The organism is Ruegeria sp. BJ6 (assembly GCF_056537885.1).
Map to the genome: position 1 here is coordinate 911,340 of NZ_JBQFSG010000001.1, position 13,791 is coordinate 925,130.

Genomic DNA, 13,791 nt, shown 5'->3' on the forward strand with positions numbered 1-13,791 from the left:
GTTGCGTCCGACAAAATTGGCCTTTCGGCAGAATTCAAGCGACATAGGCCGAAAGTTCATGCCCATCATGGCGCTTGTTTTGGCCTAACCGGCAGAGCTCATATCAATTGCACTACGGTGTCTGGCTGTGGAGCCCCAAATGAGAGTTTGTGGACCACCTTTGTGAGTAAGTGGAAGTGGTCCACAGAGATAGCAGTTTTGGTGAACTGCTATCTCATGGCCACGCGCGAGAAGGTCGAGGTGGCCAATCAGAGTTCTTTGTTTTGGTTTGCCAAAACACGAGTGACCTCCGGTTTAGAACTTCCATTCGTAGGAGGCCCAGAGCGCCTGTGTTGATACGTCAGCCCCGAGGGTCGATCTTGCTTCAAGGCGAACGACTCCCCCGTGATCGAACGGTTTCTCGTAGTTTAGCCGCACCTCTCCAAAGGTGTCTGTTCCTCCCCCGCCTGACGCCAAAGAAAGTGTGTTGCCAAATATGGTTACATCCACAACTGACGGGGCATCCGCGTCCCGATGGACTGCCTCCAGAGATGCTGACAGGCGCCCACCAAGCATCGGGGTTGCATAGGCCCCACCGATCCGGGTTTCGTTGAATGTGACGGTTCTGTCGCCAACTGATGCGTTTACGGTTTGGCCTGTTTCGGTGTAGCCATCCAGTTTTTGCTCGCCGTAAAGAAAGCTTGCCCTCGGAGTCAGGATTGAGCCATTTCTCAAGGCGATTTCTCGCTCTGCCGCAACCAAGGCAGTAATAATGTTGCTGGAATAGTCGGCCTCCGACGTCGTGCTCCCGCTGAAACGGGACTCGCTATTGTCTAGGTCGCCGTATCCCAAACCAAAGCTCAGATCGGCAAATCCGAAATTTTGAGCGACGATACCGCTGATAAACACACCCGAGGTATCAAAAGACGAAGATCCAAAGGTTCCGTCATTCTCCAAATAGCTGGCCCCAAACCCGTATCGCAATCCAGTTCCAAGATCGCGGGTCGCGCCTACGCTGACGCTCCACATATTTGACGTAAGGGATGCGGAGCTGCCGCTTGCCGTACCATCACTTCTGCTGCCGCTCACCAGGAAGTATGGTCGGAACCCTTCGATTGGACCACTTCCGCGAGTACTGAGCACCACCCGGTCACGGTCGACATTACCGGCATCGGCGCTGTCCAACTGGCGTGCAAGAGCGTATGAAAGCCCAGCAATCTCAAACGGCTGGTTTGTGTTCGGTTGCAGTTCCTTGGCATCGAACGAGGCGTAGACGGGTGCCGCCCCTCCTTCACCAGAGGTAAACCATCCCTGAGACGCAGAGGACACCGAGGTGGTGAATACACCGTTAGCGATGTCTTCATCCTGGAAACGGTAGACAACGCGACCGCCGACGTGACTCAGGTTTACGTCGTGATCGCTGACCCGAATGGTTCCGGTGATATTTGCCGTGGATTTGGCATTTAGCGTACCTCCTCCGTCACCGAGGTAAATCGCATAGCTTTTGCCGGTAGACACAGCTGAGACGTCACCTGTCACATTGACAGTGCCTTGGGCGCTACCAACAAAGATTCCGAAAACTTCTGTTTCTTTGCCACCATTGGCCGAGGCCGATATTGGGCCGGTGCTGTTCAGAGTGCTATTCGCGCTCAAAGCGCCAAGGGTCAGGCCTCGCGCACGCACAGTCTGGTCGCCCTTCGCGGACACCGAGATCGCACCTGAATTGTCGACCCGCCCATCAACATCGCCGACCTCCAATCCAATCGCTTCTACTGTCGCAACATTACGACCGTCGGCGAAAACCTGAATCGAGCCAGAATTCGAGATGCGGTTGTTGTTCGAAATATTACCCGTGACAATCCCTGCACCGAGTGCAGACGAGCCTACGGAAGTGTTGACAGCGACGGAGATATTTCCGCTGTTGGTTGCATTGAAGTCATCTCCGCCCTGGCCAAGGAAGATAGCGTTGCCTTTGCCTGAGGATTGGACATTGATATCCCCTGTCACGTTGACTGTGCCATTGGCGTTGCCCACAAAAATGCCATAGGCTTCCGTATCTGTACCCCCGTTGGCAGACACCGAGATCGAACCGCTATGGCTCAGAACGCCACCTGTGGGCAATGCGTCCGTTGTAATGCCGTGCGCACGGACAAGCATGTCACCTTGGGCGGAAACCGATATCGCTCCGGCATTCGATACATTCGTGTCGATCTGGTCAAAGGACATTCCGACGGCTGCAACGGCAGAAACATTTTGGCCCGTTGCTGAAACCTGAAGGGTGCCGGAGTTCAAAACGTCCCCACTATCACGAACGTTTGCTCCAAGAATACCAGCCGCAAAAGCTGTAGAACCCTGATCCGCCACCGCGTTGACAGTGATGTTGCCGCTGTTGGTTAGTTTGCCACCGACGTGAGAAAATCGCAGCCCCAGGGCTGAGGCATTCAAACCTGAAGCCGAGGCCGCAATCGCGCCCGAGTTCTCGAACACCCCGAAACCGCCCATCGGATCTTCGTTGATGTTGTCTACGTTAATCCCGGTGGCAACAGCGCGTTCGAAGGGAACAGGAGCGCTCGAATTGGTTATCGTAGCGCTCGCGACGATGCTGCCGGAATTTGAGAAACTGCCTTCGATGAAACCGAGGGCAATCCCGCTCGCGCGCGCAGTGGTATCTCCCGACGCTCTTGCCGTGATGTCCCCCGAATTGACAGCCAAACCCAGAACATCGTCCAGGGCGATCCCGTCTGCGCCAGCAAAATCAGCCTGCGCAAATGCCGAGATGACGCCCGAGTTTCTGAATGTGCCGCCAATGTCAGTCGTGTTGATCCCGTCTACATACGCCGAGCTTGTACCGACGGCCTGCACCGTAATAGCAGCGCTGTTATCCAAGGAACCATCGACATTCCCCCTAACATTAATTCCCTCTATGAACGCAAAGGATCCTCCGCCAGCGGTTGCCGTTATTGTTCCGCTGTTGGCTAGCGATCCATCCACGGCACCTGTCAGGATACCAATTGAATTGGCCGAGTCGCTGTCGGTAGCCTGAATCGTGATTTGGCCACTGTTTTCCAGCGAGCCCGCTACACGGCCGAAAACTCTGATCCCTTCGACGCTTGCGCCGGACCCCTGCCCTTTGGCCGAGGCAATGATCGTACCGGTGTTTGTCATAGTCCCATTTGCTGCAATGGAACCTGCGCGGAGTCCTTCGGCCGAGCCACTGGACCCCTGACTGGCAACCATAATATTCCCACTATTGGAAAACGTCCCCCGTACCGTTGAAGACCGGATTCCAATGGCTTCGATGCTTGATCCGTTGTCCACCTGGATGGTGATAGAGCCCGAGTTGCTCAGAGTGCCGCCGATTTCACCCACATCAATGCCGTATGCGGAGGCATGACTGACGGCGTCAGCCAGAACACTAATATTTCCCGAGTTCCGAAGCGTCCCGTTCAGCCGATCGGTATCAATACCGGTCACCAGCGCTGACGAAGATGTGGCGACAGCGCTCAAAGTGATTGTGTTAGTATTGATCAGGGAACCATCGACATTCCGGGAGTCTATCCCGGACGCGTTGGCGCTACTGCCTTGACTATTTGCTGTGATGGCTCCGTTATTGGTCAAAGCACCCTGAACAACTCCCGTTAATATCCCGGTCGCGTCGCCGTTGCGCGTACCGTTCGCCGCGATCACCAAAGGACCGTCATTGGTTAGTTGGTTACGCACCTCATCAACTTGAAACCCATATGCTTTGGCCGACCCGTTGCTGGCTCTTGCGTCGGCAAAAATCCCACCGCTGTTGAGCAGGGTACCCGAGATGTCGCGCGTCTGTATCCCCCGGGCAGTGGCCGAAGTGATCCCCGCAGCGACGACATTGACGGCTCCGCTGTTCGAAACACTCCCAGCGACATTGCCGAAATTGAACCCGTCAGCATTTGCGGTTGAGTTCGTCGCCACTGCCTGAATAACGACAACGCCCGAATTGTCGAAATTCCCGCTGTCGCCCACGCCTCCGATATCGAACCCATCTGCCGTAGCACTTCCGCCGAAAGCCAACCCGGAAATCATCCCTGAGTTGGTCAGTGTTCCGCTCAGGCCAGAGACTTTGACAACGTCATAGCCTGCTCTGCCGGTGTTGCTTGCTGTCATCTCGACAGTAAGTGCGCCGCTGTTTTGCAGACGCCCGGAGAGGTTGTTTACCACAATTGCGCCCCCGGTTGCCTGGTTTCCACCAGCTGCCAACACATTGATGGCGCTGGTACTGTTCAATTCCCCGATCAGACCATCAATTTCAACACCGGCTGCGCGGCTAATATTTGTTCCGGATGCAGATGCCTTAATGGGGCCAGAGTTATCAACCGTCCCGTTGATTGTCACAAAGGACATGCCAAATCCAAAAGCCGACCCAAAAGAGCTTGAGACATCAATACCAATGCTGCCGCTGTTACTCGCAGCTCCATTCACAACGTCGGCTATTAGTCCAATTGCTATAGCTCTGCTGCTGTTGCTGCCCCTAAGATCAATCGTACCGCTGTTTGAAAGCGTGCCATCGACTTGATTGGTCAGAATTCCAAATGAGGTTCCGCTAGTCAGGGCAGAATTCGCGATATCGATGACACCTGTATTCTGAACCGTTCCTGTGGTGATGCCCGATACATCTATCCCGAAAATGACAGCTGAGTCGCCAAGCGCGGCACCCATCGAAATCGTGCCCGAGTTCAGGACAGTGCCGGACAAGTCGCCATTGATGTCAACCGCCGAACGAGTCCTGACGTTGGCCTCGGGGGCCGTCAGTTGTCCGGCGTTTGTCAGCGTGCTGGAATAGTCCGGTACATTGACCTGCACCAATGCAGGTCCAGGCAAGCGGTTGATGTCGATTGATCCGGTAGCCGTGATCGTGTGGTCTTCGTCTATTGAACTGACCAGAGGTGTGGTACGCGTCCCGTTGACGACTTCACCAAACGATGCACCAGCCGAAACAGCCAGAACCGAGGCTGAACACAAGAATAGCGAGGGCGCAATGCTTGCCACTCTTCCCTTCCATTTGGTTAGACGCCCCCCGCGCTCAAAAGCGCGTACCCGCTGCTCGACCTGCATGTTTTCTGCCCCATCTGGTTAAAGTTTTTGATGCGCGCATGCGGGGTTGATTACCCCGCGTCATCCGCTCAATGCGCGTTTGCTTGCACACTCAACACTGGGCTTGAAGGGTCAAAAAGGGCGAGAATACGGCTGTTTCATAGGTATTGAACCTTAGTTTATGCCGCTTACACCTTAGTTTATCGCAGCCTGAAACTTCGCAGCGTCGAAGATGTGAAAAGCAGTTCTACCAAACCGACCATTCTCAAAGCTGCGTAGACAGCACGGACCGCATTTGTAGCGAGGCTGACCATCAAAACATGAAAATGAACAGTTTGTCGGCTCTGTCAAAATTGCAGCATCAGCGGGACACTGGCGTTTCGCCACCACCGTTGGACTTGAGGGTAAAGTGCATATCACCAATGAGCCAATCTGTTCGGAGTGGCCTTCACTGAGGATCAAAAATGGTTCAAGGATAGATATCCGCATCCCGACACCTTGAAGACCGGGCCGCGGGCCGAGCGCGACGCAGAAACAAGCCTATCAAACTTTAGGCGCGGCGAATTGGCTTCGATCCATCGCCGGTAAGGTCTTCCAAAAGGGCGCTGAAAAGTTGTGCTTTGTTTGAATAACCAGATTTCTTGTAGATTGAGTTTGTTTGGGCCTTCACAGTGCCCTCTTTCGCATCTCGGGCTTCAGCAATCTCTGCGGTGGAGCATCCTTTCAGGAGCAGTCGCGCGACGTCCCTCTCGGCTTTGGTAAATGCCCACTTTTCAAAGTAGCTCATCAAGAGCTCCTCAAACGCCTCAGAGGCGCGACTCGCTTTGCCTTCAAGCTTGGTCACGTGGTTTCCCATACGAAGCAACTCAACTCCTAGAACAGCGATCGCCCCCAACAAACACAGCATTACGATGATTGCCCAGATGTGGTACTCATCCCAGTTGTGCAACCACTCCAGACCCATCGCCTCGCTGAATTCTTCCAGAAGCATCACGAAAGCAGCAGCAAGCGATGCGAAAAACGATAGGGCCAGACGTTCTTTGGAGGGCGCCATAGTAAGTCTTTCAAGTTGCCGGTGATCTTTGCGCCGGTCGTTGTTTCTTTTGCGAGGTGTCGGGCTGGTCAGTTGCCCATCCGCTCCATATCGAACGGCACGATAGGGATGATTTGAGCAGACGAGATTTTGTCTGGGGATCGAGTTTTAGTGCTGCATACAAGAAACTTAGCATTGAGCATGTTTGTTTTTGGTTGCTCTGTCTGTTCGCTTGGGTTCAGGTGCCCGCGCTCCTCGTTGTTCAATTGTTTCTTTAACCTTGGACACTATTTTTCGGCTTATCGAAAATTCGTCACCACCCGGGTTCACGACGTAAGGGTTTCCATTTCTGTAAACGAGCTCGCTTATCTCGCTGTTAGACAGCCACCTCGAACGGTGAACCAACAAACCAGCTTCAGAATCCAAGCTCTCCACAGCGCTTTTAAGTGTCATTCTTATCAACTGCGTCCCGTTTTCAGTTGTTACCGATACGTATTGGTTCTGAGCTTCCAGCATCAGCAATGGCCCGCGATTTTTTTCGTCGAGCTTCAATTGGAACGGACAATCAGTTTGCTTAGGGGGGCGCCGAAACAGATACTTCAGGGGATCGTATCCGAACCCGGTTACAGCCTGGGCTCTGAAGTGCAAAAATATTGCGTAGGTAATTACAGACGAGACGAATGCAGACGTAAAATAATAGAGGATTGCGTGCTTAAGTGATGATCCGCCTGCCAGCAAGTGAGTTACAATAAAGGTCTTCAGGAATAAAATTATTAGATAGCTGCCCAAAGTCGTCCAAAAAACGCAAATTGAGTTTCGAATGGACCAGTAGAATAGACTGGGCCCGGCAAAGTAATAGAAGGCGTAAAACGCGATTACCCAGGCCAGCACGTACAGTGCATGCTGAAACTGACTGATGTTCGGAACTGCATGTCCCCGCTCCACAACCACGAGAGCGAGAAAAACCACAGCGTAGGCTGAAATGAAAACTTTGTCTTTCATCAAGCCACGCAGCCAGACCGTAAGTTCAGCCTTTGTCAGCAACGAACTATACTCCCCCACAAATCAACAACTCAGACATATCTGCTTGCCGCCGCTAATGGATAACCGAAGGGTGGTGCGACGGCTGTTCAAGGGCAGCAGAATGCAGGTTCTCGTTGGAGGTAATACTGCCACTATCTCGAGTGGCCAAGCAGGGATTGATTGGGTTTTGGACTGAGAGGCGTCGTTCAAACATATGCCTGGTGCGACTAGCATGACGCTTGAAACTGTATGACATGTGGACCTCTTTCATCCCCAAAATGTACTCCCGCAAGCCTTACGGTTGCGGGGTTTTGATCAGCCAACCGGTGAATGCGCTTGGCAAAACTTTTTCCGTTGTGAGCAATATCTGCGCTTTGGGCGTCGCTCGAAGAAGCAAATTTCTCAAGGCCCGCCCGTCGCGGAACTTATAGCTTAGTTGGTTTCATCTAAACTGGCTGGAGAGTGGAAAGTCTCGCTTTGGTGCGAATAACTGGCGTTTTGGTGTGAGCAACGTTCGACAGCGACTACCTTGTTGCCACTCTTTCTCACTCGGGCTGAGCAATTATTTTCGGCCGCTAAGTCGATCGGCGCGGGCAGGTGTTCGAACCAACGTTAATAGTAGGTGCGCTCTTCAACATCGCCGAGACGGGCCGCCGTGTAGCGGCGTCTCGAGTGGTCCGCGAACAATGAGAAATGATTGCAAATATAGCTTGTGCAAGGCCTGTTTCTTGGCTGTCGCTGCCATTCATAGCTTAAGCAGCATTTGACCCAATGGGACCTATGGGCTGCACTTAAGGTCCGCTATTTACTCGGTAACCAAAGTGGAGAGCAACCGCAGCGAATGGCCGTTTCCCGCCCATCCCGCGCAAGTCGTATGACCGGCGAGTTCCCTAACGTCCAAAAAATCAAAAGCAGAAAAGTGAGGCACAATATTGGACTCAAACCAATTTCTGAGCACTACCCATTGACCCCATTTCTTTTATTTTGTTAATTTTCAATATGTTGACAAAAAATCCTACCACCCCAGCCATCTTTTCCAAAAAAGTATATCGTCCGGTGTGATATGAAACTTGACCGGCTTGAAACACGACTTTTGTCGGGCAAGAACGCAACTTTTGCCAATCTTGAAGGTTTTAGCGGGTGGTTGTCAGCTTATTAGGCTGGTTTCCTCGTCTCCAGGAACAGCCGCGGTACATGAAGTCTGATGGCTCTGGATTCCTTACCCAAAACGGTAAACGGTGCTGTGGTACGATCCAGCAGACTGGCCCCTCGCTACGGGCGCAGAATTCGGAGCTGGTTGAGTTTGCACTTTGCGCAGCAAACCCGCCACTCAATTCGAGATATTGAGTGGCGGGTTCTGGGATTTGGCCATGACCAAAGATGAGCTTCACCCGTGTTGCGTGGTGTCCCACCAATGCGGTTGCATGAACAGTGGGATAGCCACGGTCTTGCCACTCAGTTTCTCTACTGATCCTTTTGTCAGCTCAAGCGCCATCCACGCCTCTGGTGCTGTCATCAGGTCCGGGTATGGCGTTTGCTTGTCCGTCCGGACAAACCCATATCTGGGGTAAAACGTCGGGACGCCCAGCACGAACACCGCATCCGTCCCAACTGAACTCAGTCGTTTAATGCTCGCCTCCATGATCTCTTTCCCAACACCGTGGCCCTGATACTCAGGCAACACCCCGCAAGGCGCCAGCAGGTAACATTTTGCACCTAGATGGTCTACGAAGTTAAACGGAGTAAAAAGCACGTTGCCTACGATCTTCCCGTCGCGTCTGGCGCTGATAGAAATCGTGTCCGCGAGGCCGAGAAAGTCTTCGGCAAGCCGAGCGATGTCGTCGCCTTCATCTTTTCCGAATGCCAGCCGGTGGACTTCAATAATAGCGTCAATGTCTGCTTGGTTCATGGTTCTTTCCTATCTTTGATTCATTTGGGCGCGAACGGATTTGATCCCCAACGCGGAGGCGCGGTAGGGATGACCATTCTTCGAGTGAATGAAGCGCTTTTTCAGCAAGCGTTGGAAAACGCTGAGAGTGCAGTCGGACAGCACATAACCGTCACGCGTATAACAAGTGACGTCATGGACTTTTCCGTTTTTCAGGCGATCGAAATGGATCGACCCGCCAAGGGCGAGTTCGTGCAAAACACGTTGCTCGTGCTTTGAGATATTCATTGTGATGTCTCGATTTTACGAAAGTACAACAACAGGACACTCAGCATCGCGCGTGAGTGTGCCCATCAATGTTGGTGTTCCTGAATTTGGGTCGCCAGGAACGGGCGTTAGGCCCGGGTCTCTTTCATAAAATCTCCGTTGTGTGAGGCGCACCGCCTCATACGTTTGGCGCACATAGGCCTTCAAGCGAGACAGGTCAATATCTCTTAAGTTCCGAGTGCCTTATATTGAGCGGTCGTGCGCACCGCCTCCCGCACGCGCCAGCACCCAGTCGACACCTCGTAAGAAGTCATCGATTGTTAATGGGTTTTCTTCGCCGCTTGACGCGGAGAGTACAAATCCATGCGTGTAGTCGATGAGAAGATGCAAAAGCACATCATTCTTGTCACCACCATTGAGCTCCTGCGTACAGGCCCGCAGCCTATCAGTGATGTCCAAGAGGTCTTTGCTGATGAGAGTGACATCTTCCAGAACTGCGCGCAGTAGGTTGGCATTCGGCAAAGCCCGAAAATAGTAGGCACTTAGTATGCTACGCGCTTTCGCGGTTGCTTCTTCTTCAACAGTGCCTTGAAGCGTGTTCGCAAAGGCAAGTTCAACCAAGTCGGCCAGCAGCTTTCTCTTGCTGCCAGAATGGTAAGTTACGGCCATCGGTGTGACCTTTAGCTTATCCGCGAGAACTCGAAACGAAAGCGCGCCTGCGCCCTGCTTTTGAACAATGGGTAACGCAGTTTGCAGGATATGCTGTTTAGACAGACGTTCTTTTGATTTTCTAGGCCGTCCGACGGTCGGTGTATTGGTCATGCATTTTGCACTTTGTAAACCAGATCGACCATACCTGATGGAAAGGGTTTGGCAGAGATCAGTTCAAGATCAACGTCGCCATCTGTTTCGCCAAAAATGCGAATGCCATCACCCAGTAGAATCGGAACTAACGTAATCTTCATGTCTTGTACAAATCCGGCTTGCAGGAACGACCGAATGATCGCACCGCCATCGACATAAACACGCTCGTAACCGCGCTGGTGAAAGATCTCCCATAACTCTTCTGGACTTGCAGTGGAGAACTCTACTTTGTCATGCAAATGTTGAGGCAAATCCTGTTTCGTCATGGAGCGGCTGAGTACCACGACGGGTTTCTCATAAGGCCATTCACCAAATCCAAGGACAGTTCGCAACGATCCTGTTCCCATAACAAGGGCATCAACACTGTCCATAAACTCGAAGAACCCGTGGTCTTCATTTTCTGCAGGTTGCTTGTTCAACCAGTCGAGCGAATGGTCTTTCCTGGCAACGAAACCGTCCAGGCTCATGGCCATCATGATGTGTCCGGTCGGCATGGCATCCTCCGTTCTATAGTATTTATACACCGTATAATAAAATAGAGCAAAGCCTGCGATTTGATCCCATCAGATACGACGCTTCAATGAGGAAAGTGGACACTCGCCCTCCCAAAGGCCCAATTGTAACGGGCTTGGAAGCGATGTAGCATTGGACTGCCGTGACCCTTTACCCGTTCTCCCGAGGTTTCCTGGCTGGATAAAGGCCGTCTTGGCACCGACAGCTGCGCAAAATTTTGAGAAAGAACAATCAGTCTGACCATCTGGTATTCTAGATTACCCGATATAGGTCACCCCACCCCGCCACCTTCTCATTTCGAATGCCGCAACGCTTGGTTTTGCAGAGATTCTGACCTTTCAAAGCTGGAAAAATCAGAGAACATGGCGTGGTGATGCGCAACAAGTCGAGTTATTCTGGAAAGACATCCGATACCTCTAATAGCACTTCCCTTATCTTATTCATTCCCCAGATCGCGTTTCAGTCACAGGCTGCCGTCACAATCATTTCTACTTTCAATACGCTGCGAGCAAGCTTGGACTCTCCACAGGCACGGGCTGGAGCGTGGCCTTCTGGTACCCAGGCGTCCCAAACGGCATTCATCTCGGCAAAATCTGCCATGTCGGCCAGCCAGATTTCGCACTTCAAAATACGGGTCTTGTCACTGCCTGCTTTGGCCAATAGATCTTCAACCTTAGCTAGAATGTCGCGTGTTTGGCCACTTACCGTAGACGCGTCCGAGGTCTGGCCGCATAGATAGGCAACACCGTTATGTTTGACGATCCGGCTCATGCGCTGGCCGGTTTCGATCCGTGTGATGGTCATGTCTTGTTTCCTTCCATTTGGGGAACCTTAGAGGGATTTTCGCCGGCCCAAATGTTCAAGTGGTTAGGCTTTTGGGGCTGTTTGGTCCGGTCTTATTAATGAGATGTGTATCAACTCGTTTTGGCACCAAAAGAGTGCAGGCAACTCGCCTGTGTGCGACATAGCAACTTTCTGCCCAGTTGGATTTCTTCCGCACTTACCAAATTCAACAACCCCAAGAAGGTTTATTACGGAGTCGATGGGATCAAGGAAGATATCTTCGGTGCGCGCCATTTCCTCAAAGGCCGCGCGGGACGTTCCGCTTAGTTTCCCCATATCCTGTCCAATACCTCTGAACCCTTATGTCCAAGGCATGATACCGGTATAGGTTTCGCGCGTTGCAACGGTATGCGCCATCTGCGCCAGTGTCGTCAAATCGAAGACCGAAAGTTGCAGTTCTTGCTGAAGCCGCGCGGCATATGGCGGCAAGTCGGTACACTCCAATACCAACGACCGTATCCCCGGTGATTGACGTCTAAGTCGCCGTGCGGCCTCAAGTACTTCGGCCTCGATCAAATCTGTGTCCATGCGGGTCCGCGTATTCCGCAAGATCACTTCAGCGAATTCGTTGGTGTCCTCCAATCCCTGAACCGCAACGGGAATACCAGCCGCTCCGACACCTTCGAAATGCCTCGGTGTCAGCGCAGACGCATCGGCTGTCAGTACACCCACCGGCGCGTTTGCCCCGGTCATATGAAATGCCAAAGGCACCTGGATCAGGCTGGATGCAAACACAGGCACGGAAACGGCTGCGGCGAGTTCTTTTTGAAACAAAGCCAGAAAACCGCAGCTTCCGGTGATGGCTCGAACTCCCTCTGCCTCAAGTCGTTTTGCGCCCTCAATAAAAGGAGCTAGCAACTCGGGCGTTGGGTTGTTTAGCAGGGTCGGGACTGTGATGCCGTCGATCATTTCATAGAGTACAGGAAACGGAAGGCTGGACGGGTTCTTGATATGCCCCGGCGGTTTTGGGAAGTAGCTTTCAAGGCACAAAACCCCGATTGAGGCCCCGCAGATGTTCTGGCCGCCTTCATAAATTGGCATGGCGCTTAGGTCCTTTCGAATTAGAGATTTAGAAGCGGGCCAGCGAAAATGGGTCCAGGTTTATATTTGGGCTGCGACCAGACACGAGGTCCGCCACAAGTTCCCCTGTTTTCGGCGCCATCATCAGGCCGTAGTGAGAATGCCCAAACGCGGTGTAGAGCCCTTCTTTGCCATTGAGTTGTCCAATCGCGGGCAAGCTGTCGGGAAACGAAGGACGCCGGCCCATCCAAAACTGCGCTTCGCCTGTGTTAAGGTCCGGCACCAAAGACTTGGCTTGATCAGTCAGTATCTGTTCTTTTCGAGGGTCGGCTGGGGCATCGATGCTGCCGAATTCGGCCGTGCCAGCAACCCTTAGGCCGCCCTGCATCGAACTTGCGACGATCTTTGCATCCACATCCATGACCGAATTGTTCAGCACAGCGGATGGGTTTGGGAACTCAACATGGTAACCCCGCTCGGCTACAAGGGGCACGGGTAGTCCCAGGGGTTTCAGCAGGTCGGCAGACCACACTCCGGCCGAAAGGACGACATGGTGTGCATTCAACGTGTCTTGCGACGTGTTTATTTGCCAGGCGCCATCCTCAGCGCGGGTCAGGTTGCTGACTTCGGCTCGCACGAATTCGGCCCCTTGCGCACGCGCTTTTTCGGCTAGAACAGCACCCAACCGTCCCGGAGAAGTTGCGCGCGCCTGACCTTTAATCACAATCGCGGCCTTGAACTCCTTTGACAATGCAGGTTCCATGCGCCGCAGTTCGGCGCCGTCGACACGCTCCAACTCACCACCTTTTTCCCGGCGGATTTGATAACCAAGCTCGTCCATGTCGGCCTGGCCAGGGTTGCGGAACGCGTGGATGTAGTAGCTGTCTGCGATAAGCTGTTCGTGCCCAGTGCCTTGGAGGTGTCGACGGTACAGATCAATGGATGGACGACACAAAATCTCCATCGCATCCGAAACTTCGCGCACAGACTTTTCGCCGGACTTGCCCAGAAAGCGCATCCCCCACGGGATCATCTTAGGCCAGAATGACGCCCTGACCGACAGCGCACTTTTTGGGTCCAGCAGCATTTGGGGGAGTTTCTTCCAAATGCCTGGTACTGCCTGCGGAATGATCGACCAGGGCGACACCACGCCGGCATTGCCGAATGAGGTTTCCTGCCCCGGGTCGCCCCGGTCCAAAAGGCGGACCGGTATGCCGCGTTCCTGAAGCGATAGTGCGCAACAGATGCCGACGATCCCTGCGCCTATGATGGTGACTTGCTCTGTCATCGC

At 53.1% G+C, this 13,791-nt stretch carries 10 protein-coding genes; all 10 read right to left on the reverse strand.

The genetic code is table 11. From position 1 onward, the window contains the following. Positions 1-294: 294 nt before the first annotated feature. The 10 genes from ACR0D6_RS04400 to ACR0D6_RS04445 all read right to left on the reverse strand — a co-directional run bounded on the left by ACR0D6_RS04400 (position 295) and on the right by ACR0D6_RS04445 (position 13,788). Positions 295-5,004 carry a beta strand repeat-containing protein gene (locus tag ACR0D6_RS04400; protein WP_480764602.1) on the reverse strand — a complete coding sequence of 1,570 codons (4,710 nt, stop codon included), beginning with the start codon at positions 5,002-5,004 and terminating at the stop codon, positions 295-297. A 595-nt stretch (positions 5,005-5,599) separates the two neighbouring features. Beyond that, a complete protein-coding gene (locus tag ACR0D6_RS04405; RefSeq protein WP_480449569.1) occupies positions 5,600-6,103 on the reverse strand; it encodes a helix-turn-helix transcriptional regulator in 504 nt (167 codons plus the stop codon). Between the two features lie 168 nt (positions 6,104-6,271). Further along, positions 6,272-7,126, reverse strand: a complete 855-nt coding sequence (locus ACR0D6_RS04410; RefSeq protein WP_480764603.1) for a LytTR family DNA-binding domain-containing protein — start codon at positions 7,124-7,126, stop codon at positions 6,272-6,274. Positions 7,127-8,492: 1,366 nt separating this feature from the next. Beyond that, positions 8,493-9,014: a GNAT family N-acetyltransferase gene (locus ACR0D6_RS04415; protein WP_480764604.1), complete on the reverse strand. Its 522-nt coding sequence runs from the start codon at positions 9,012-9,014 to the stop codon at positions 8,493-8,495. A 9-nt stretch (positions 9,015-9,023) separates the two neighbouring features. Continuing rightward, entirely contained in the window at positions 9,024-9,281 is a 258-nt protein-coding gene (locus tag ACR0D6_RS04420; RefSeq protein WP_480764605.1) for a YjhX family toxin, read from the reverse strand. A gap of 222 nt (positions 9,282-9,503) precedes the next feature. Then, positions 9,504-10,082, reverse strand: a complete 579-nt coding sequence (locus ACR0D6_RS04425; protein WP_480764606.1) for a TetR/AcrR family transcriptional regulator — start codon at positions 10,080-10,082, stop codon at positions 9,504-9,506. Then, positions 10,079-10,618, reverse strand: a complete 540-nt coding sequence (locus ACR0D6_RS04430; protein ID WP_480764607.1) for a dihydrofolate reductase family protein — start codon at positions 10,616-10,618, stop codon at positions 10,079-10,081. The genes ACR0D6_RS04425 and ACR0D6_RS04430 overlap by 4 nt, the downstream gene beginning before the upstream one ends. 478 nt (positions 10,619-11,096) lie before the next feature. Beyond that, positions 11,097-11,441, reverse strand: coding sequence for a RidA family protein (locus ACR0D6_RS04435; protein ID WP_480764608.1), 345 nt, complete (start codon positions 11,439-11,441; stop codon positions 11,097-11,099). 339 nt (positions 11,442-11,780) lie between these two features. Next, complete coding sequence (locus ACR0D6_RS04440) at positions 11,781-12,521, reverse strand: aspartate/glutamate racemase family protein (RefSeq protein WP_480764609.1); 741 nt, start codon at positions 12,519-12,521, stop codon at positions 11,781-11,783. A 28-nt stretch (positions 12,522-12,549) separates the two neighbouring features. Further along, positions 12,550-13,788 (reverse strand): NAD(P)/FAD-dependent oxidoreductase, encoded by a 1,239-nt coding sequence (locus ACR0D6_RS04445; protein WP_480764610.1) that lies wholly within the window; start codon positions 13,786-13,788, stop codon positions 12,550-12,552. Between the last annotated feature and the right edge of the window lie 3 nt (positions 13,789-13,791).

Bases quoted from the DNA above. Each gene is read 5' to 3' on its own strand.
- ACR0D6_RS04405 (WP_480449569.1), bottom strand. From the start codon at position 6,103: ATGGCGCCCTCCAAAGAACGTCTGGCCCTATCGTTTTTCGCATCGCTT.
- ACR0D6_RS04415 (WP_480764604.1), bottom strand. From the start codon at position 9,014: ATGAACCAAGCAGACATTGACGCTATTATTGAAGTCCACCGGCTGGCA.
- ACR0D6_RS04420 (WP_480764605.1), bottom strand. From the start codon at position 9,281: ATGAATATCTCAAAGCACGAGCAACGTGTTTTGCACGAACTCGCCCTT.
- ACR0D6_RS04425 (WP_480764606.1), bottom strand. From the start codon at position 10,082: ATGACCAATACACCGACCGTCGGACGGCCTAGAAAATCAAAAGAACGT.
- ACR0D6_RS04430 (WP_480764607.1), bottom strand. From the start codon at position 10,618: ATGCCGACCGGACACATCATGATGGCCATGAGCCTGGACGGTTTCGTT.
- ACR0D6_RS04435 (WP_480764608.1), bottom strand. From the start codon at position 11,441: ATGACCATCACACGGATCGAAACCGGCCAGCGCATGAGCCGGATCGTC.
- ACR0D6_RS04440 (WP_480764609.1), bottom strand. From the start codon at position 12,521: ATGCCAATTTATGAAGGCGGCCAGAACATCTGCGGGGCCTCAATCGGG.
- ACR0D6_RS04445 (WP_480764610.1), bottom strand. From the start codon at position 13,788: ATGACAGAGCAAGTCACCATCATAGGCGCAGGGATCGTCGGCATCTGT.